At 61.1% G+C, this 19,525-nt stretch carries 15 protein-coding genes; 6 read left to right on the top strand and 9 right to left on the bottom strand.

The window, feature by feature from the left end; all coding sequences use genetic code 11:
* Window positions 1-61: 61 nt before the first annotated feature.
* On the bottom strand, window positions 62-2,044 hold the full coding sequence (locus ATU_RS26935) for a phosphatase PAP2 family protein (RefSeq protein WP_010973965.1): 1,983 nt from the start codon (window positions 2,042-2,044) through the stop codon (window positions 62-64).
* Window positions 2,045-2,276: 232 nt separating this feature from the next.
* Window positions 2,277-3,557, bottom strand: coding sequence for an ABC transporter substrate-binding protein (locus ATU_RS21405; protein ID WP_010973964.1), 1,281 nt, complete (start codon window positions 3,555-3,557; stop codon window positions 2,277-2,279).
* 194 nt (window positions 3,558-3,751) lie between these two features.
* Between ATU_RS21405 and ATU_RS21400 the strand changes: the two genes are divergently transcribed.
* Genes ATU_RS21400 through ATU_RS21375 form a run of 6 tightly spaced genes read left to right on the top strand, consistent with a single transcriptional unit; the run spans window position 3,752 to window position 11,892 of the window.
* Entirely contained in the window at window positions 3,752-6,274 is a 2,523-nt protein-coding gene (locus ATU_RS21400) for a hypothetical protein (protein WP_010973963.1), read from the top strand.
* Window positions 6,275-6,287: 13 nt separating this feature from the next.
* Window positions 6,288-7,382, top strand: a complete 1,095-nt coding sequence (gene bglB / locus ATU_RS21395) for a beta-galactosidase BglB (RefSeq protein ID WP_010973962.1) — start codon at window positions 6,288-6,290, stop codon at window positions 7,380-7,382.
* Between the two features lie 5 nt (window positions 7,383-7,387).
* Window positions 7,388-8,740 (top strand): polygalacturonase PglB, encoded by a 1,353-nt coding sequence (gene pglB / locus ATU_RS21390; protein WP_035257728.1) that lies wholly within the window; start codon window positions 7,388-7,390, stop codon window positions 8,738-8,740.
* Window positions 8,740-9,843 (top strand): ABC transporter ATP-binding protein, encoded by a 1,104-nt coding sequence (locus ATU_RS21385; protein WP_010973960.1) that lies wholly within the window; start codon window positions 8,740-8,742, stop codon window positions 9,841-9,843. The genes pglB and ATU_RS21385 overlap by 1 nt, the downstream gene beginning before the upstream one ends.
* Before the next feature lies 1 nt (window position 9,844).
* The gene (locus ATU_RS21380) at window positions 9,845-10,840 is read left to right on the top strand and encodes a carbohydrate ABC transporter permease (protein ID WP_006316520.1); all 996 of its coding nucleotides are present in this window, start codon (window positions 9,845-9,847) and stop codon (window positions 10,838-10,840) included.
* A 2-nt stretch (window positions 10,841-10,842) separates the two neighbouring features.
* Window positions 10,843-11,892 (top strand): carbohydrate ABC transporter permease, encoded by a 1,050-nt coding sequence (locus tag ATU_RS21375; protein ID WP_035257723.1) that lies wholly within the window; start codon window positions 10,843-10,845, stop codon window positions 11,890-11,892.
* 9 nt (window positions 11,893-11,901) lie between these two features.
* Here the strand turns inward: ATU_RS21375 and ATU_RS21370 are convergent, their stop codons facing one another.
* The 7 genes from ATU_RS21370 to ATU_RS21340 form a co-directional block, all read right to left on the bottom strand.
* Window positions 11,902-12,948, bottom strand: coding sequence for a LacI family DNA-binding transcriptional regulator (locus ATU_RS21370; RefSeq protein ID WP_169539093.1), 1,047 nt, complete (start codon window positions 12,946-12,948; stop codon window positions 11,902-11,904).
* A 206-nt stretch (window positions 12,949-13,154) separates the two neighbouring features.
* On the bottom strand, window positions 13,155-13,940 hold the full coding sequence (locus ATU_RS21365; RefSeq protein WP_010973957.1) for a TIM barrel protein: 786 nt from the start codon (window positions 13,938-13,940) through the stop codon (window positions 13,155-13,157).
* An 8-nt stretch (window positions 13,941-13,948) separates the two neighbouring features.
* Window positions 13,949-14,959, bottom strand: a complete 1,011-nt coding sequence (locus tag ATU_RS21360) for a Gfo/Idh/MocA family protein (RefSeq protein ID WP_010973956.1) — start codon at window positions 14,957-14,959, stop codon at window positions 13,949-13,951.
* A 10-nt stretch (window positions 14,960-14,969) separates the two neighbouring features.
* Complete coding sequence (locus ATU_RS21355; RefSeq protein ID WP_010973955.1) at window positions 14,970-15,866, bottom strand: sugar phosphate isomerase/epimerase family protein; 897 nt, start codon at window positions 15,864-15,866, stop codon at window positions 14,970-14,972.
* 49 nt (window positions 15,867-15,915) lie between these two features.
* Complete coding sequence (locus ATU_RS21350; RefSeq protein WP_035257721.1) at window positions 15,916-16,824, bottom strand: sugar ABC transporter substrate-binding protein; 909 nt, start codon at window positions 16,822-16,824, stop codon at window positions 15,916-15,918.
* A gap of 151 nt (window positions 16,825-16,975) precedes the next feature.
* The gene (locus tag ATU_RS21345; protein WP_010973953.1) at window positions 16,976-17,917 is read right to left on the bottom strand and encodes a sugar ABC transporter substrate-binding protein; all 942 of its coding nucleotides are present in this window, start codon (window positions 17,915-17,917) and stop codon (window positions 16,976-16,978) included.
* Window positions 17,918-18,201: 284 nt separating this feature from the next.
* Window positions 18,202-19,230 (bottom strand): LacI family DNA-binding transcriptional regulator, encoded by a 1,029-nt coding sequence (locus ATU_RS21340; protein ID WP_010973952.1) that lies wholly within the window; start codon window positions 19,228-19,230, stop codon window positions 18,202-18,204.
* Window positions 19,231-19,525 lie beyond the last annotated feature (295 nt).

Genomic DNA, 19,525 nt, shown 5'->3' with positions numbered 1-19,525 from the left:
GCCGAATGGCGGCCAGAGGGCGCGGCCTCTTGGGCCGCACCCTGCAATATTTTGTATCGGCTTATTCAACAACCACCGACAGTGCAGAGCCGGTATAGACCGGTCGCACCTTCACATTGCCCGCATCAATCGTGGCGAATGTGCCGGTCAGGCCGTTGGCGGCGATCACATCGAACCGCGTACCGGCAGCCGGAGCGCCGCCATCGAAGGTGAGCTTCAGCGTCGCGCCGTCCAGCACCGCATTGCGTTTGATCCGCAGAGCAACTTTTTGCGGATCAAGCACCAGCGTGCCGCCAGACTGCGTATAATCACCACCGATGGCGACATCCCTGCCCGCCGCAAGCGAGAGCGTGCCGCCCGCGACCAGCACGCCACCGGTTCCAAGCGCATCGGCGGAAGACGCAACCAACGTTCCGTCCCTGACAATCGTGCCGCCGCCATAAGTATTGTTGCCGCTGAGCGTCAGCGCCCCGCTGCCCGATTTGACGAGACGCCCTGCCCCAGCAATATCATTCGTCCAGCGGTCTGCCGCATTGAACCCGCCAGAGGCGGCGTCCATCGTCACTTCGACATCGCCGTCAAAGGCGCCATAACCACCGGCAGCAGCGACCAGATTGATCCGGCCCCAGCCATTGCTGTCATCGAGCAGCGGATAACCAGCCTCGATGCCGGTGGAGAACAGCACCGCGCGGCGCTCTGCGGCATTGAGATAGGGAAGTCGTGTTTCCAGCAGAACCTCGGCCCCCTTCGGCACCACCATCGCCGCGTCACCCGCGGCCTTGTCGCGGCTGAAGGAGAAGGTCATGCGCCGGCGATACTCCGCACCGTTCTTCGCCGCATCGGCAAAACGGTCGACGTCAGGCTTTGCACCATGGGCAAAATCGATGAGGGACTGGCCCTGCGGCAGGCGTTTGGCGAAATAGGCCTCTACGGCGTCATGCGCAGCCTTCTTCACCTCGGCATTTTTCGGGTCCTGCAACATGGCGGCGGCCATGGCGGTGGCGGTGATGCGGCCGCCGATCACATCGAGCGGTGAATGCATACCGGCGACGATGCGGCTTTCACCGAGTTCGGAAGCCGCCGTCAGCAATTCGGAAAAACGCTCCGGCACGGCATAGGCATAAGCGATGGCGGCGAGATAGGCGGCATTGGTGTGCCCGCTCGGAAAACCGCCATCCTTGGCGCGGCCGCGATTTTCGCGGGCATATTTCAGCGCCGGCACAATGACACCAGGGTCGCTGTCGTAGCTTTCGAATGAGCGGTCGCCAATCATTTCCTTGCCGGTCTCGATCACCTCACCCTTGTCATTCATGCGCCAGGGTCGCGGTGTGGAATAGAAATATTTCGCCGGCGATGTCGTACCCTCAGGGCCGCGGATTACCTTCATGAAGGCGACGAAATCCTTCAGCTCGCTATCCGCCGCACCGGCCTCGGTGCCCTTGTCGTCTTCCTTGCGGATGATGACGTCGTTCGGGTCGAAATCGGCAAGCGTATGATTGATCGTCGTCGTCGCACCCGCCCCTTCGCGATACCAGTCGGCAAGCGGGCCCATGCCGTCGATGACGCTGTAACCCTGCGAACGGCGGTCATTCATATAGGCTTCGAAGGCAGCGGCGCGTGTGCGGTTGTCGCCGGTTACGGACAACACATAACGCATGTTTTCCTGCCAGACGGCGGGATCGACGATCCTCACATGGCTGAAATCCGGCGGACCATCGCTGTTCGCGCCGCCATCGACCCATTTTTCATCGCCGAGTGTCCAGATGCGGTTGAAACCGGAGAGGATTTCGATAATCGGATTGTCCCGGTCGTCATAGGCGCGAACGTCCTCGCCTTTGGCATTTTTGCCCGTCTGATTGCGATAATTATCGGCAAGCGGCAGCGGATAGGACGCGACAGGCTCCGGCACCGCGATGGCATAACCCTGGCCCGCCGGTCCGTTGCTATCGAATGCCGCAGCGCCTTGAACGAAAACCAGCAATGCGGCGGAGGCAAGCAGGGTCGAGCGTGCGGACGGAAAAGACGACATATTCAGTTTGGCCATGACGAATCCTATGATTTTAAGCGAATGACGCGTGACGAAAACAGGCGACGCGGTTTTCCGCGCGCCTCGTCATCAGGTTTAAACGGCGCTTATTTCAGTTTTTCGATGGGGCTGATCGAGGCAGCATATGCGGCGATATCCGCTCGCAAGGAGGGGATGGATATGCCCGGAGAGAGCCTCCGGGCATGGTCTTCGATGGCCGAATTCTTCCGGCAAGGCCGATGAGTGCCGATTATTTCTTGACCGCAACCGCCTCGTTGATCTTGGCGACATCGTCTTCCAGAACCTTGTAGGTCTGGTCGAGCGTCAGCTCGCCGACGATCAGCTGGCTCATGCGCTGGACGATCTGCTGATACATGGCGCTGCCGCCCTTGGCGCGCTCGAATTCGCGGGCGGCCTGCGGCACGTTCTTCTTGTTGTCGAGGAAGACCTGCATCGCCGCCTTGGCGTTTTCGCTCTTCAGCTTGTATTGCGGATCGGCGATCTCGGCGCCCGTCAGAACGACGTAGTTTTCGGCGATCTCCCGCTGTACCTTCTCGGAGCCGAGGAATTCGATGAAATGGGCCACATCCTCGGGATATTTGCTGCGCTTGAAACCGACGATCGCGGTGCCGCCAGGCATGGCGTAGCAGCCGGCATCGCCGCAGGGCGCATTGATCGCGGTCCACTCGAAGGTATCGCCGATCTTGTTCTGGAACGGATTGACCATCCAGTTGCCGGCCAGATACGTCACGACATTGCCGTTGACGAACTCGTCTCCCATGTTCTTGTACTGCGAACCGCCGGCGGCACCCCACATTTCCTTGGGGAAGCTGCCATTCTGCGTCCATGAAAAGAGATCGGCGATATATTTCTTCGCCGCATCATCAGGGAAGCTGAACTTGCCGTCCTTCACATAGGTCGAACCATACGAAAAGGCGCCGCCGGAGAAACGGTGGCCGGAACGGTCCATGGTGAAGGGAATCTGCACGCCCGTCGCCTTGGCGACACGGGCGGATGCCTCAACGATCTCGCCAAATTTCGCGGTCGGGCCAGGCAAGGGTTCACCGGCCTGCTCGAACAGCGTCTTGTTGACGAAGGGCAGGTTCAGCGTCTGCGACGCCATATAGCCATTGATCGACTTCGGATCGTTGACATTGGGCAGGCGCAGCTGGTCGAGGCTTGCACCGTGCAGCTTCGCGAAGGCTTCCGCATCCTTCATATAAGGCCGCATGTCGAGATAATAGGGCGCCAGCTGCCAGTCGGTGATCTTGGCGATGTCAGGGCCCTCGCCCACCGCCAGCTGCACCGGCAGCTGCTTGGAAACCGCATCATAACCCGACGATACAAAATTGATCTTCACATCAGGATTGGCTGCCTCGAACTCCTTGCTGAGCGCGGCCATGCGCTGCACGTAACCCTGGTCGTCATCCGTAAAAAGAAACGTGATCGTGCGGGTCTCAGCCTGGGCAGCCGCCAGACCGGCGACGGAGGCTAATACAAGGGCGCTGACCCCCGAAAACAATTTCATCATGCTCATCCTCCCAATGAAAACATTTTCACAAATCGAATGAAAGCTCCTCTGCCGAATTCGATTTATAATGTTTTGCGGCTTGACAGAATAAACGTCAAGCTGTTTGTTTTGCGTAAATTGCACGGATCGACGCAGATAAGCGAAATTCTGTTCGTGAAAATAATTTCATTATCGATCGACGGGAGGCGATCCATATGACGGATGCAGCATTAGCGGCGAGCGCCTCGCAGCCGACCTATAGCGTCGGCAACGGTGAGACGGTAACGGCATGGATCGTCTCGGATCTGGTGGAGACATCGTTTCCGGGCACGCCGGCACCGGCAGAAGACCGGGTCAATTACCGCTTCATCAACGGTTTCGTTGATGTGGGTGACCTGCCCTGCCGCAAGGCTTTCCAGCAGACCATGATCGGCCGTGACATCAAGCCTGATACGGACTGGCCGGTATCGCATCTCAACCTGCCGGGTTCCAACCGCCGCGTTGAATTCACCGGCTTCTGGCATGTTCCCACCCATGTGCAGCGCTGGCTGAAAGGCACCTTCCGCAGCGATGCGGCAAGGCAGGCGCATTTGCGGCTTCGCACCTGCGGCGGCGTGCGCATCTGGGTGAACGGCGTCGAACAGCTGCGCTTCGAACCCTTCATCCGTAATGTCGAAAGCAGCCGCGATATCACACTTGATCTGGCGGCCGGCGACAATGAGGTGCTGCTGCTCTGCGAAGATCTTGCGGAGCGCGACATCATCTGGTTCTTCGAGCTTGAGGTCATCGATGCCGTGCCGCTGACCGTGGTGCTGCCGGTCCCTCTCAATCGCGAGGAGACGAAACGTCTGGCCGCACTGGTGCGTGACGTGCACCCCGCCCGCGACGTATTTTCCGGCAGCGCCCTCGAGCTTGTCTTCGGCGCAGCACCCACGAGCGACTTGCCGGTGCATATCGCAGTCAAAAGCCATGGCCATGAGCGCGCCGCACTTGCGGATGTCGAGACCGTGCTGAAGGCCGGCCAATCCTCGTTGACGATCCCCGAGACGATTGGCATTGCCGACGGGTATCACGGCGTCAGGATCACCCTCGGATCGGGAGCCGGCACTGTCACCCGCGTCATCGACGCCGCCTTCATGCGCGATATCGCGCCGGAAGCGTCCGCTGGCGACATAAGCGCGCGAAAAAAGGCGGCCCTCTCCTTCAGCGCCCGTTTCGGCGCCTGGCGCATCGGACGCGCGCTCGCCATGGTCGCGACCGGCAGCGATGACATCAAGACGATCGGTGGCATCGTTGACGCGACGCTGCACTCCATCGACCGGCGCGAAGACTGCTCCGACTTCATCATGATCCCGCTGCTCTGGCTGGTGCGCGCCTATGGTGACCGGCTGCCGGCGGATATGCGGGCGCGCATCGATGCCTCGATCCTCGGCTATCGCTACTGGGTGGACGAGCCGGGCAATGACGTCATGTGGTTCTGGAGCGAAAACCACGTCCTCTGCTTCCATACCAGCCAGTTGCTCGCCGGCGACTATCTGCCGGACGCCACCTTCACCGCCTCTGGCCGTACTGGACGCGAACAGGCGGCGCTGGCGGCGGACCGGCTGGGGCGCTGGTTCGACAGCGTCGAGGCGCATGGCCTCGCGGAGTGGAATTCGGCCGCCTATTACCCCGTGGATTTCATCGGCCTGCTGGCCATCGAACATTGGGCAGGGCCGGAACTTGCCGCCCGCGCGCGCCACCAGCTTGATCTCATTTTCGAAATGATCGCGCTGCATACACTCGGCGGCGTTCCCTCGGGTTCTCAAGGGCGAGCCTATGACAAGGAGTTGCGCGCCGGGCCGCTGACGGAGCTGGCGCCCTTTGCCGAGGTCGCCTTCGGCAAGGGCTGGCTCAACAACGGCGTCGCCTCGCTACCGATGTTCTGTTGCGGTGATTACCTGCCGCCGGTGCATCTCGCCGCCCTTTCCCAGCTGACAAGCGGCCGCATGGTGGAGGCGCGGTATGCGCAGGGGCTGGAGCCCGGCAAGCTCGTGCTGTTCAAGAACGAAGCCGCCCAGCTTTCCACCGTTGTCGATCACAAAACCGGTCGCGGGGGGCACCAGCAGCATGTCATGGACATCAAGCTTGCCGGCCACCCGATGGCTCGGCTCTGGGTCAATCATCCCGGTGAAGACGATCCATGGGGTACACAGCGCCCTTCCTATTGGGCCGGCAGCGGCATCCTGCCACGCGTGGCGCAGCACCGCGATATCGCAATGCTGATTTTCGATACCGGGGATCACCGCAATGACTGGACCCATGCCTATCTCGGCCGCGACGGGCTGGACGAGGTGGTGATGCAGGGCAACTGGCTCATCACCCGTTCGGGCCGCGGTTTCGCGGCGCTTTACGCCACGAACGGACTTGAACCCGTCACCTCTGGCGCCACTGCCAACCGCGAGATCAGATCGCCCGGACGCCGGGCCGGCTGGATCGGCGTCATTGGCTGCGGCGACGGGCAGGCCTTCGGCGGTTTCCGCGAGAAAATCCTCGCCACGCAGGTGGCCTTCGATGCCGAAAGCCGGCTGCTCAAAGTCACGCCGCCCGGCGGGCCGGAACTCACTCTCAACTGGGACGGCAGCTTCACCATCGGCGGACAGGCCATGGCCTTTGACCATGACCAACCGCAACCGAAAATCACCTTCGACAGCGCCGATCCCACCTCGGACAGCACGTCACGCTCCTTTTACTCCTAAGCGGAATTCACAGATGACCCAGCCAAGCATGGAAAAAGACACTCTCAGAACGACCATCGACAATGTCGCCGCCGCCTTCAGCCGCCTCAAGGGCATTCAGGAAGGTCTGGTCAGCGACGGTTCCGATGGCAAGATCCAGTTCGACGAATGGGACTGGGAAGTGGGCGTGGGCCTTTACGGCTTCCTGCGCCGGGCGCTCGCCGCCAATGACCAGAAGGCATTGGACGACCTCGTGACATGGTACGGCTGGCAGATCGACCGTGGCCTGCCGCCGCGCCAGATCAACAGTTCCGCGCCGATGCTGCCGCTCGTCATCTTGACGGAACATGTCGACCGGCCGGATTTCCGCGCACTGGTGGAAGACTGGGCCGACTGGCTGGTGCATGAATTGCCCAAAACCGAAGATGGCGGCTTCCAGCATGTCGTCAAGGAGCGGCTGAATGAGGGCGAATTATGGGACGACACGCTGTTCATGGCCTGTCTGTTCCTCGCCCGCGCCGGTGTGGTCTGCAAACGGCAGGACTGGATCGACGAGGCCGTCTACCAGTTCATGATCCATGCGCGGTATCTCTCCGACCCCGTCACCGGGCTCTGGTATCACGGCTGGACCTTCAACGGCCGCCACAATTTCGCGGACGCCTTCTGGGCGCGCGGCAATTCCTGGATCACCGTCGCCATTCCCGAGCTCTTCGAGCTGGTGCCCACACTTGCCGGAAAGGACAAACGTTTCCTCGCCAATGTGCTTTCAAGCCAGGTTCGGTCGCTGAGAAAATATCAGCGCGAAGACGGCATGTTCCATACGCTGCTCGATGACCCGACCTCGCCGGTCGAAACATCGGCAACCGCCGGCATCGCCTATGGCATTCTGCGCGGCATCGAGGCCGGCATTCTCGGCGAGGAGAACCGGCCCCATGCGGAGCGCGCGCTGAAGGCGGTGCTCGGCAATATCGATGACGAAGGCGTCGTTCACGGGGTCTCCGACGGCACGCCGATGGGACACGACCTCGATTTCTACCGCCGCATCCCCAATCTGCCCACGCCCTATGGGCAGGCGCTGACGATGCTGCTTCTGATCGACGTTTTTTTGAAAAGGCCAAAGGCATCGTGACTATCATGAACACCAGTCAGGACATCACAGTTGCAGCAGGTGGCCTTGACGCCACGGCGGCGATTCAGCAGGCTATCGATGCCGTGTCATCAGCAGGCGGCGGGCGCGTGTCTCTCTCGGCCGGGCGTCATGTCAGCGCCGGTCTCCATCTCAAAAGCGGCGTGGAACTGCACCTCGCCGAAGATGCCGTGCTTGCGCCGGTTTCCGATTACGACGCTTACGCGCTGACCCGGGTTTCGGTGATTGCCGAAGACTCCGATCGCGGCATGATCATCGCGAACGGCGCAAGCAATATTGCCGTTACCGGTCCCGGCCGTATCGAGGCCGGCGGTGAAAACTTCATCATCGGCGATGACGCGGCCATGGGAACCTATGTCCCGGCGAAAAAACGCCCGCGCGTGATGGTGCTGGAAGCCTGCCGCAACGTGCGCCTCGAAAACCTGAACGTCAGCGCCTCACCCATGTGGACGCTGCATATGGTAAATTGCGAGGACCTCCATTTCCGCAATCTCCGCATCGAAAACGACCGCCGCCTGCCCAATACGGACGGCATCGTGCTGGACGCCTGCCGGCGCGCGCTGATAGAGGACTGCTTTATCTCAACTGCCGATGACGGCATCTGCCTCAAAACCAGCGCCGGGCCGGATGGCAAGGCGGTGGGGGTCTGCGCCGACATCACCGTGCGCGGCTGCACCGTCTCCAGCATGAGCTGCGCGCTGAAACTCGGCACGGAGTCCTTCGGTGATTTCACCAATGTGGTGTTCGAGGATTGCAAGGTCGTGCAGTCCAATCGCGGCATCGGTCTTTTCTCCCGCGATGGCGGCGCGATGCGCAACATCCGCTTTTCGCGGATCGAGACCGAGTGCCACGAGACACCGGGCGGATTCTGGGGCTCGGGCGAAGCGGTCACCGTCACCGTCGTCGACCGCCGTCCCGAACGGCAGGCCGGCCGGGTGGAAAACCTCGTGGTGGAAGATCTGGGCGGCTCCATGGAAGGGGCGATCAACCTCGTCTCCACCTCAAAGGCGGGCATTCATAATGTCAGGCTGGAGCGCATCACGCTTGCGCAGCAGCCCGGTAAGCTCGGCACCGGCCTGCAATATGACCTGCGCCCCACCAATGCCGACATAGCGCCAAGCGCCGAGGCGGCCGGCCGCGCCAATGCCTGGACACAGGATGCTGAGGGCCGGATTGTCGGCATGGAGGATTATCCCGGCGGCATGCCGGCGATCTATCTTTCCGGCGTTCACAGATTTTCGGCTGATAATGTCGCCATCAAAAGAGCGATGCCCTTGCCCGAGGGCTGGAATATCAAAGAGATCGTCGCGACGACGGGCTCTGATGAAGGGAGCATGTGATGGGAAGTCTGAAACTCGAAAACCTCAACAAGGCGTTCGGCGCCGTTCATGTGCTGCATGATATCGATCTTCAGATCGAAAACGGTGAATTCGTCGTTTTCGTCGGCCCCTCCGGCTGCGGAAAATCGACGCTGCTGCGCATCATCGCAGGGCTTGAGGACGTCTCCTCCGGCACCATCGGCATTGGCGGGCGCGATGTCAGCGCGTTGTCGCCGGCCGAGCGCAAGATCGCTATGGTGTTCCAGTCCTATGCGCTTTATCCACATATGAGCGTGCGCAAGAACCTTGCCTTCGGTCTGGAAAATCTGCGCTTCAAGCGGGCGGAAATCGAAAGCCGCATCAACGAGGCGGCGCGTATGCTCGCCATCGAGCCCTATCTCGACCGCAAGCCGAAACAGCTTTCCGGCGGCCAGCGCCAGCGTGTCGCCATCGGCCGCGCGATCGTGCGCGAGCCTGACATCTTTCTGTTCGACGAGCCGTTGTCGAACCTCGATGCGGCACTGCGCGTGCAGACCCGCGCCGAAATCACGCGGCTGCACCGCGATATCAAGACAACGATGATCTATGTCACCCACGATCAGGTGGAAGCCATGACCATGGCCGACAAGATCGTGGTGCTGCGTGCAGGACGCATCGAGCAGGTGGGCAGCCCGCTTGAGCTTTTCGACAATCCGCGCAACCTCTTCGTTGCCGGTTTCCTCGGTTCACCGCGCATGAACATGCTGAAGGGCACCATCACCAAGGGCGAGGACGGCAACATCGCCATCGACGCCGGCTACGGCGTGTCGCTCCCCTGCCTCGTCGACCCCGCAACCGTCAGTCCCGGACAGCCGGTTCTGGCGGGCATCCGCCCCTCGCATTTCGCCATCGCGGATGCCGGCCTGCCCTTCGAGGTGCAATATCACGAAAGCCTCGGCACCGAGACCTATCTCTACGGCAATCTTCAGGGTGAAAAAGAGCAGATCATCGTGCATCAGGCGGGCCATTTCGCGCCCGCCTCCGGCTCCGTTCTGAAGATCATGCCGGCACGGGAAAAGGTGCATGTCTTCGATCCCGCCACCGAACTGGCGCTGCCGCGCGCCGCGAGCGAAGGGAGAGGTTAGCATGGCCAATCCGACGCTTGCGAGACTGTCCGACCGTGCGCTCGATGCCGTGATGGCGATTGCCGAAGTGCCGCTCAACTTCATCGAGCGGCTGATCGGCAAAAGGCGCATGCCCTATATCTTTCTGATGCCGAACCTCGTTCTGTTCGGCATCTTCACCTTCCTGCCGATTGCGATTGCCGTCGGTTACGCCTTTACCGGCGGCACCGAACTTCTGATCTCCGACCGCCCCTTTGTCGGCCTGGAGAACTTCGGCAAGCTGCTGGATTGCCAGAGCTATATGGACCCCGGAAGCTGCCGGGAATCGCTTTTCTGGACGGCAATCTGGAACACGCTGTGGTTCGTCGCCTTCAATGTCGTCGCCACGCTGCTGGTGGCACTCATCACCGCGCTCATCCTCAACAGGGCGATCGCCGCGCGCGGTTTCTTCCGCGCCATGTTCTTTTACCCCGTGCTGCTGTCGCCCGTCGTCATCGGCCTCATCTGGAAATGGTTTCTGGACCGCAACGGCCTGCTCAACGCCTTCTTCCAGATGCTGGGCGTGCCGCCGGAAATCTTCCTGTTGGATGTCGGCTGGTCGCGCTTTTTCGTGGTCGTCGTTTCGGTCTGGTTCCATATGGGCTTTTATACGCTCATCCTGCTCGCCGGCCTTCAGGCCATCCCCAAGGACCTTTATGAAGCCGCGGCCATCGATGCCGCATCACCCCGGCGCACGCTGTTGCGCATCACCCTCCCGCTTCTCGGTCCCAACCTGCTCGTCGTGCTCATCCTCCTGATGATCCGCTCCGTGCAGATCTTCGACGAGGCATGGGTTCTGACCAATGGCGGTGGACCGGGCACGGCCAATACATTCGTCGTGCAATATATCTACCAGATGGCCTTCGGCAGCGATCTGAGGCTATTCGGCCTTGCATCCGCCGCATCGGTTCTCATGGGGCTTGTGCTTCTTGCGCTCACCCTCGTGCAGTTGCGCCTCGGCAAAAAGATGGAGTCCTGAGCATGTCCAACGCCGTCGCGTTCCTCACACGCACCCGCCGCCCCGGCCGGATCGGCCTCACCGATATCCTCTCCTGGGTCTGGCTCATCGGCGGCACGCTCGCCGTCCTCATTCCGGTCGTCTGGGCCGCCATGTCATCGCTGAAACCGGAAGCCGAAATTACCAGGTTTCCGCCGAGCCTTCTGCCGCGCGCCGCCGTGCAGGTGGAAGTGCAGGGTTACGACAAGCCGCTCAGCCTGTGGAAAGCCACCATCAATGACGTGGAGCGGGAAATGGCCATGGTCCGCCGCGTCGGCCTGAAAGCCCAGATGGTCGATCCGGCCAATCCCGGTCCGCCCGTCAGCGTCGATACCCGCGAAATAACGCCGGTTCAGAAACTGACCATCGCAACGGAGAACTTCACCGATCCCCTGACCCAGTTCAGCTTCCTGACCTTCCTCAAGAACTCTGTCTTCGTCACCTTCGTCGCAACGGTCCTGACGCTGATCGTCAACGCCATGGCGGCCTTTGCGCTCTCGAAATACCGTTTCCGCGGCGAAAAGGCGATCTTCGTGCTGATCATCTCCACCCTGATGATCCCGCTCACCGTCGTTATGGTGCCGGCCTATCTCGTCATCGTCGGCGTCGGCCTCGTCGACAATCTTTGGGGCGTCATCATCCCCACCGTCGCAACACCGACGGGCGTGTTCCTGCTCAGGCAATATATGCTGACCATCCCGGATGAGCTGATCGAGGCGGCGCGTGTGGATGCCGCCAGCGAATTCCGCATCTTCTGGCGCATCATCCTGCCGCTGACGGCACCCGCACTTGCGGTCCTCGCGATCTTCTCTGTGCTGTGGCGCTGGAATGACTTCCTCTGGCCGCTGATCGTTCTCAGCAGCCGCGAAAACTTCACGCTGCAGGTGGGCCTCAACGCCTTCCAGGGCGAGTTCTCGGTGCAATGGCACTATATTCTCGCCATGACCTTCCTCAGCCTGGCGCCCGTCACCGTCGTGTTCCTGTTCCTGCAGCGTTACATCACGACAGGCATTGCCGGCACGGGGATGAAGTAATCCCGGACATCACCTGGGGGGCGGCGCGATGCTGCCCCTCAACACCAGCCGACAACCAAGTTCCAGCCGATGCGCCGGACGTGTCGGATCGGCTGCCACCAGCCGCTGCTCCAGCAGCGCAAGGGCCGCACCGCCCAGCCGGTCGGCTGGCAACTGGATGGTGCTGAGCGGCGGCGCGCTGAAGGCCGCCGGCATGATATCGTCGAAACCCAGCACTGACACATCGTCCGGCACCCGGATTCCAGCCTCCGTCAGCGCCTTCAGGCAGCCGAGCGCCAGATTGTCGGCGGCACAGAAGATCGCCGTCGCTTTTCGAAGCGGGCGTTCCTCGGCCAATAGCCGGCGAATGGCGGCCTCGCCCCATTGCGGCTCATAGCTTTCCACCTCGACAACCATATCCGAAGGCACGGCAAGGCCCGCCGCGAGATAGGCGTCGCTATAACCGTCATAACGACGCCGGATCGTCGTGCGCCCCTTCCAGGTGATATGCAGGATATTGCGATGCCCGAGCGACAGCAGATGCTCGATGCCGAGCCGCGCACCAAAACGGTTTTCCGCCGTCACCGTATCGACGATCATCGCCGGGTCTTCGCCATTGATGAGCACCACCGGCCGCCCGAGCGCCGACAGCGCCTCGACCAGTTGCGGTCTGTCATCATTGAGAACCACGATCCCATCGACATTGTCGCCATCCGCTGCCGCCGCCACGGCAACCGGATCAATCCGGCTCGTTGTGCTGACATAGGGAACGATGCGAATGCCGCGCCGCTCGCATTCGCGCCGAAAACCGTTCAGCATCGTCCAGCTGACCATGTTGAGGTCGCTCTGCGGGGCGGCGTCATTGGTCATCGCCAGCAGCACGACACGCAGAGTGGCGATGGTCGCCTTCTGCCGGCGGTTTTCGAGATAACCGAGCGTGCGGGCCGCCTCCAGCACCCTCTCGCGAACCTGCGTGGTCAAGGGCGCGGTGCCATTAATGGCGTGCGAAGCCGTGCTCAGCGAAACATTCGCCTCCCGGGCCACGTCCTTAAGCGTCGTTTTCCTGTCCGCTTTCATATAGGGAGAATTCAACCACTCTTCTTCGCACAGTGCGGGCAGAAAGCCTGCGCCGCGCAGTCGATCTGAAGAATACCCGTGCCTGTTCGCTGCACTCTCGTTACCGGAAGACTACAGCAACATCTGTAAATGCGGAATTGATTTCTTTGGGTTTTTATCCCCGCCCATAAAGCGCCGCCCGCAGTGAACCGCGGGCGGCAAAGCGGTCAGAGCGCCCGGGAGATATGGTCTATGCTGTCCTTGACGACGACAGCAGGATCTTTCAGCTCGTGCACCTCCGTCGCAAAAGGCTCGAAGCTGTAAGGACCCTTGTAACCGGCAGCCTCCAGCGTCTTGATCTGCGCGATATTCTCCAGCCGGTCGTCGCCATCCACCAGAACACGGTGGGCGTCCAGCATGTCGGCGACGGAGACGGCGGGGTCGGTAACACCGGAAATGTGGACGAGGCCGGTGCGTTCGGGGAATAACTCGGTCTCGCCCGCAAGGTGATGGTGGAAGGTGTCATGCACCAGCTTATAGACATCGCCGCCGCCGGCCGCATCGATTGCCCTCACGGCCTCGGCCTTGGTGCGCAGCGAGGAGACCGGGAAGCCGAGCGGCTCGACAAGGCCGGTCAGGCCGCGTTCCTCGAGGATCAGCTTCATGGCCTTCAGCGCCGTGACTAGATTATCAAAAGAGACGGCCGTGCCGTCATTGAGCGGGCACATGACGAGCGCATTCGCGCCGCTTGCCGCCGCATAATCAGCCATGGCGACAGCCCGCGCAGGCAGGTCGCCCGACCAGACGTTAAAGGGATAAAGCGCGTTGATCGAGATGATCGTCACGCCGGCCTTTTCGGCCGCGGCCTTCACCGCAGCAGGGTCAACCGTTCCGACGATATCGGGCAGGTCGTTGCGGATTTCGACTTCAGCGAGACCGAGTTCGCGGGCGGTTGCGAAGAACTGCTCGAGGGAGAGCTTTGGCGCGGTAATGTGGTTGATGGCAAAACGCATGAAAGACCTCATTGGTAAAGTGCGGGACGGGCCGGCAGATCGATGGCGACGGCCGCCCCTTGTGTCTCCTGCGCGGCCACGCAGGCGTCGGAGCTGATGGCGGCCACGTAGCCGTCCCAGGAATTGGGGCCCGAGGCCGTCCCCTTTGCCGCCGCGTGGATGAAATCCTGCAATTCCACATCATAGCTGGCGATGAAGCGGTCTTTCCAGTCGGTCAGAATGTCGTTCTGCAGCCTGGCGCCAAGGCGCGTCTGCACCGACATTGGCTCCGGCAGGCTGGCAATGCCGTCCTCACCCACCACCTGGCACTGGATATCATAACCATAATGGCAATTGACGAAGATTTCGACGTCGATGATCGTGCCCTTGGCGGTTTCCAGAATGACGATCTGCGGGTCCTTCAGCTTCGCGTGGCTGCGGGCGGCGGAGCGGGGGAAGAGGACGCGAGCCGAAACATAGTCGTCGTCAAGCAGCCACCGCAACACGTCGATCTCGTGGATCATTGTGTCGTGGATCGCCATCGGCGTCACATATTGCTCCGGCACTGACGGGTTGCGGTGGGCGGCATGCACCATGATCGGCGCGCCGATCCTGTTGTCCACGGCCTGTTTCAACGCTACGTAACCGGCGTCGTAGCGGCGCATGAAGCCCACTTGAACCAGCCGTTTGCCATGCGCCACCTCGGCATCGACGATGCGTCTTGCGCCTTCGGCCGTCGTCGCCAGCGGCTTTTCGCAGAAGCACGGCTTGCCGGCGGCGATGGCGGCCAGCACATATTGTTCATGGGTCGCGCCCCATGAGGTGACGAGCACGGCCTCCACGTCAGGCGATGCGATCAGCTCCTCACCCGTGGCGAACAAGACGGCATCCGGGGCGATGTCATTTTTGACCGCCTCTGCCGAGGCGCGGTTGACGTCACTCAGCGCAACGATCTTGGCGCCGCCCAGAACCTTGTTGATACGGCGGGCGTGATCACGCCCGATTGCGCCGGTGCCGACGACACCAATTCTCACAGTCATCTGAAAAACCTCATTTCCAGTATTTGGCGACGTATCGCCGGGTTTCGCTGAGCATGAAACGCGCGCTTTCATCGACGCGGTCTTCCCAGGCAAAGACGCAGTTCGACAGCACGCCATCGAATTTCATGCCGGCAAGCGTCGCAAAGAAGGTCTCCCAGTCGATCTCGCCCTGGCCGAAATCGGTGTGCTGATGCACCCTCACCTTGGAGCCGGGGGGATTGACGATGTAACGCAGCTGCGACGACTTGTTATGGTCGTAGGTATCGGCAAGGCGCACATGCACCAGATGACCCTCGGTCGCGCGCAGGTTCGCCACCATGTCCGGCCCGTAAAAGAACGTGTGCGGTGCGATGAAGGAGGCCTTTACCGCCTTGGAATTGATGGTCTTGATGATGTCGATGGCCGGCGCGATCTCCTCGATCCAGTCTTCGGGATGGGCCTCCAGTGACAGCACCAGCCCTTCCCGCTCGAGGATCGGCACCAGAATATCCATGGCGCGGAAGAACTGCGCCTCGCAGGTTTCCGGGCGATGCAGGCCGGAACGGTCGTTGAGGCTGCGCTCCGGCGAGCCGCCACGGCCGAATTCCGAAACGAACATCGGGCATTCCATCTCAATGGCAATCTCGATGGCGCGTTTCCAGTTATCTATCGCCACGTCCCATTCGTCCGGATAGGGGCTTGCCCAGCGATACATCGGCTGCAGCGTGGCAAGGCCGACACCATGGTCCTTCAACGCCTTTTTGAATTCGGCGACCCGTTCGGGATAGACCTTCGGCCGTGTCCACCAGGAAAGGAAATCCGGGCGCGGCGAAAGTTCGACGTAATCATAACCGAGGTCTGCGACCTTGCGGCAGGTCTCAGACAAGGAGAGGTGCCGGAACATGTGGGGATCGAGCGTATGTTTCATGGCTATTTCCAGTGGAGTGATAAACGGACCGGGGCCGAGGCCCCGGGGCTTATTTCGCGTAAGCGGACATGTTTTCCGGGGTGACGAGTTCGAAAGGCACCCAGAGCGTCTTTTCCGTGCTTTGCCCGGCAGCGGCCTTCACCGCCGTCTGGACGGAGACCTCACCCTGCTTCGTCGCATTCTGGTAGACGGTGATATCGAGATCGCCGGCCTGCATGGCGGCAAGACCGTCCGGTGTGGCGTCGATGCCGGCAATGACGACATCCTTCATGGACACGCCCGCTGCTTTGAGCGCCTGCGCTGCACCTATCGCCATTTCATCATTATTGGCGATGACGGCATCGAACTGAATACCCGCCGTCAGCCAGGATGAAACGAGGTCCTGCGCCTGCGTGCGGCTCCAGTTCGCCGTCTGCTTTTCGAGGATTTCGATCTTGCATTCCGGTTTAGAAAATACCGTTTCGACATCCTTGGTACGCACCAGCGCCGCGTGATTTTCCAATGGCCCCATCAGGATGACGGCCTTGCCCTTGCCGCCCATCAGCTTGCAGGCGGCTTCGGCTTCCATGGTGCCGGAATCGAGTTCGTTGGAACCGACAAAGGCCGTGCCATCAGGCAGGCCGGTCTCCAGTTCGGCCGGCGGATGGTTCACATAAACCAACGGAATTTTCGCAGCAGAGGCGGCTTTGGTGATTGCGGCAGTCGCATCGCCATCCACGGCATTGACGATGATCGCATCGACACCATTGGCGATGAAATTCTGCACCTGATTGAGCTGCTTTGACGGATCAAGCTGGGCATCCTCAACCAGAAGCTCGATGTTTTTATCGCGCCCGGCCTCGGCCCTGATGCCGTTCAGCAGGATCGTCAGAAAGGGATTGTCGAAAGACGTCATCGAGACTGCGATGCGGGTTTCGGCAAGAGCCGGTGTCGCGAAAATGCAGAGTGCCGTCGCCATCAATAGTTTTTTCAAGGTTTCCTCCCACGGAAATCGCCGCTGGTTGCTTCATGTTGTGTCGCCGGAGCCGGCCATCCTGCCGGCTCCGGCGCGTCGGCCCGCCCGGCGGCACTCCCCGGGAGCGGAGAAGCAGCCTGGGCATGGCCATGGCTCAGTTCTTGGCCTGATAGTTCTTGAGGTTGTCAGGCGTCACCAGTTCGAAGGGCACGAAGACCTTCTTGTCGATGGTCTCGCCCTTGGCGAGTTTCAGCGCCGCGTCCAGCGCACCCTTGCCCTGGCCTGCGGCATTCTGGAAAACGCTCACATCCAGATCACCCGCCGCCATGGCGGCAAGCGCGTCCTGCGTGGCGTCGATGCCGGCGATGATGACACTATCCATCGACCGGCCTGCCGCCTTCAGCGACTGGATGGCGCCGATGGCCATCTCGTCATTGTTGGAAATGACGGCATCGAACTCGACGCCGGCTGAAAGCCAGTTTGTCATCAGATCCGAGCCCTGCGTGCGCGACCAGTTGGCGGACTGTTCCTCCACTAGCTTGATGAAGCTGCAATCGGGCGTCGCGACCACATCCTTGATATCCTGCGTGCGCATGCGCGCCGCCTGGTTGGAAAGCTCGCCCATCATCACCACGGCCTTGGCGTCCGTCTTGCCCGCTTGCTTCAAAAGCCGGCAGACTTCCTGCGTCTGCAGGGTGCCCGACTGCTTTTCATCGGAGGCGACGAAGGCCTGTTTGTCCGGCAGGCTGTCGAGATTGACCGGCTGGCGGTTGACATAGACAAGCGGAATGCCGGCAGCGGCAGCGGCCTGCGAAAGTGCTACGGTCGCGTCCGTATCGACCGGATTGACGATGATGGCGTCGACGCCGGCTGCGACGAAATTCTGCACCTGGCTCAGTTGCTTGCCGACATCGTTCTGCGCATCCTCAACCTGCAGCGAAACACCGTTCATACCCTTGGAATAATCGATCATGCCGTTGCGCAGTACCGTCAGGAAATTATCGTCGAACAGCGCCATCGAAACCCCGACGGTCTGGGCCGAAGCACCCGTTGCCAGCATGGCGGCGAAAGCTGCAATTGCGAAATGTCTTTTCATGTCGTTCTCCTCCAAAAACCTTTTGAAAAGAACCGGTTGCGCCCTCTCGCGCATTTCGCGCTGTCATGGCTTTCCGGCAAAAAGCTACCCCTTCGCCGCAAAGGAAAATCCGCGGCGTCAAGCAACCCTGAAATAATCTAGTGTCGTGAAGGTCGGCCTCCTGCCCGCTCCACAGGCGGCCAAGATTTCCTAGTCCGGGCGCGGCGTCAACGCGTCAACAGCACGCAAAACCATCAAGCATGATAGAAACAGGCGCCGGGTTTATGATGGAATCTATCAAACCATCACAGGCTCTCAGGAACCCATAAATGCGCGGGCACGAAACGCTGCCCCGGCGTTTCCGCCATGCCGTGTTCGATGGTGTGCACCATGGTGGTCAGAAGGTCAGTGCAGAGTTCGCGCAACGGGGTCTGGAAGACGCCGCTGATACGCCGTTCCAGCAGTGCCTGACGGGATTCGGGGGTGAGTTCGTTGACCAGACAGACGATGTCTTCCTGCCGGTTTTCCTGCTGCAGGGCCTCGATCACGCCCTCCATGCCGCCGCCAATGCAATAGATGCCGACGAGATCCCGGTGCTTGGCGATGGTGTCCATGACCAATTCATAGCTCAGCCGGCGTGTTTCCAGTGTGATCAACGCGTCCATCACCTCGAATTCCGGCGCATATTCGCGCATATAGCTGCGAAAGCCGGTTTCGCGCAGCGAATGGCCGTGGAAACGGTGACCGCCCAGCAGCAGAAGCACCTTGCCCTTGCCGCGCGCCAGCCGGGAGATCATCCACGCCGCCGTACGCCCGACCTTCATGTTGTTGGCACCGAGATAAGCTTCCCGCACACCCTGGGCAAAATCGGAAAGCAGCGAAAACGTCGGTATGCCCTTGGCCTTCAGGGCCTCGACGGCGGCCGTGACATCGTGATGGTCGGGCCCGGTTGCGGCCACAGCCTGCACGCGGCCCTTCATGCCGGTCAGCAGCCCTGCCAGCTCGCCCGGTTCGCCGGACTGGGCGAATTCGATGCGCAGGTTGAGATGGCGATCCCGGATGTTGCGCGCCGCAAGCTCCAGCTCGTCGGCAAAGGTCTGATAGAAGGCATGTCGTTCCTTGCGCAGGATGATGCCGAGACTATAGGACGGCATATCGGCCAGCATGCGCTGGCGAATGATGTTGGCGGCATGAAAACCGATCTTCTCCGCCGCCTCGAACACCCGCCGCGCGGTTTCCTCCCGCACCGGCAGGCGGCCGTTCAAAACCCGGTCGACGGTGGCGACGCTGACGCCGGCGGCTTTTGCGACATCTGTGATGGTCGGACGCTTCATGTTGGCTCCCGCAGGTGGAAAGATTTCCGTCATATCTCGCAAAACATGTCACGGATGATGATGGAATCCAACATAGCCAAGGCATATGGCGGGGAACGTCGTGGCGAAAATGCTGAGGCGGCGCTTCTTGGGTGGCACCTGCTTTACCATCCACCACGACTAATCCACCACGCCTCCCGCCTCATCCCTGTGCTTGTCACAGGGATCCAGCCAGCCCAAGTCCTTGGGCTGAGAGGGGTCTTTCCGCCGCGCATCGACTGGATTCCTGTGACAAGCATAGGAATGGGGTGGGCCA

The sequence above is a fragment of the Agrobacterium fabrum str. C58 genome, from assembly GCF_000092025.1.
Classification (GTDB): domain Bacteria; phylum Pseudomonadota; class Alphaproteobacteria; order Rhizobiales; family Rhizobiaceae; genus Agrobacterium; species Agrobacterium fabrum.
The sequence above is the reverse complement of the archived record's forward strand: the minus strand, read 5'-3'. Positions and strand labels throughout refer to the sequence as shown.

What these genes read in the sequence shown, in the direction of transcription:
- ATU_RS26935 (WP_010973965.1), bottom strand. Translation starts at nt 2,044, where the DNA reads ATGGCCAAACTGAATATGTCGTCTTTTCCGTCCGCACGCTCGACCCTG.
- ATU_RS21405 (WP_010973964.1), bottom strand. Translation starts at nt 3,557, where the DNA reads ATGATGAAATTGTTTTCGGGGGTCAGCGCCCTTGTATTAGCCTCCGTC.
- ATU_RS21400 (WP_010973963.1), top strand. Translation starts at nt 3,752, where the DNA reads ATGACGGATGCAGCATTAGCGGCGAGCGCCTCGCAGCCGACCTATAGC.
- bglB (WP_010973962.1), top strand. Translation starts at nt 6,288, where the DNA reads ATGACCCAGCCAAGCATGGAAAAAGACACTCTCAGAACGACCATCGAC.
- pglB (WP_035257728.1), top strand. Translation starts at nt 7,388, where the DNA reads ATGAACACCAGTCAGGACATCACAGTTGCAGCAGGTGGCCTTGACGCC.
- ATU_RS21385 (WP_010973960.1), top strand. Translation starts at nt 8,740, where the DNA reads ATGGGAAGTCTGAAACTCGAAAACCTCAACAAGGCGTTCGGCGCCGTT.
- ATU_RS21380 (WP_006316520.1), top strand. Translation starts at nt 9,845, where the DNA reads ATGGCCAATCCGACGCTTGCGAGACTGTCCGACCGTGCGCTCGATGCC.
- ATU_RS21375 (WP_035257723.1), top strand. Translation starts at nt 10,843, where the DNA reads ATGTCCAACGCCGTCGCGTTCCTCACACGCACCCGCCGCCCCGGCCGG.
- ATU_RS21370 (WP_169539093.1), bottom strand. Translation starts at nt 12,948, where the DNA reads ATGAAAGCGGACAGGAAAACGACGCTTAAGGACGTGGCCCGGGAGGCG.
- ATU_RS21365 (WP_010973957.1), bottom strand. Translation starts at nt 13,940, where the DNA reads ATGCGTTTTGCCATCAACCACATTACCGCGCCAAAGCTCTCCCTCGAG.
- ATU_RS21360 (WP_010973956.1), bottom strand. Translation starts at nt 14,959, where the DNA reads ATGACTGTGAGAATTGGTGTCGTCGGCACCGGCGCAATCGGGCGTGAT.
- ATU_RS21355 (WP_010973955.1), bottom strand. Translation starts at nt 15,866, where the DNA reads ATGAAACATACGCTCGATCCCCACATGTTCCGGCACCTCTCCTTGTCT.
- ATU_RS21350 (WP_035257721.1), bottom strand. Translation starts at nt 16,824, where the DNA reads ATGGCGACGGCACTCTGCATTTTCGCGACACCGGCTCTTGCCGAAACC.
- ATU_RS21345 (WP_010973953.1), bottom strand. Translation starts at nt 17,917, where the DNA reads ATGAAAAGACATTTCGCAATTGCAGCTTTCGCCGCCATGCTGGCAACG.
- ATU_RS21340 (WP_010973952.1), bottom strand. Translation starts at nt 19,230, where the DNA reads ATGAAGCGTCCGACCATCACAGATGTCGCAAAAGCCGCCGGCGTCAGC.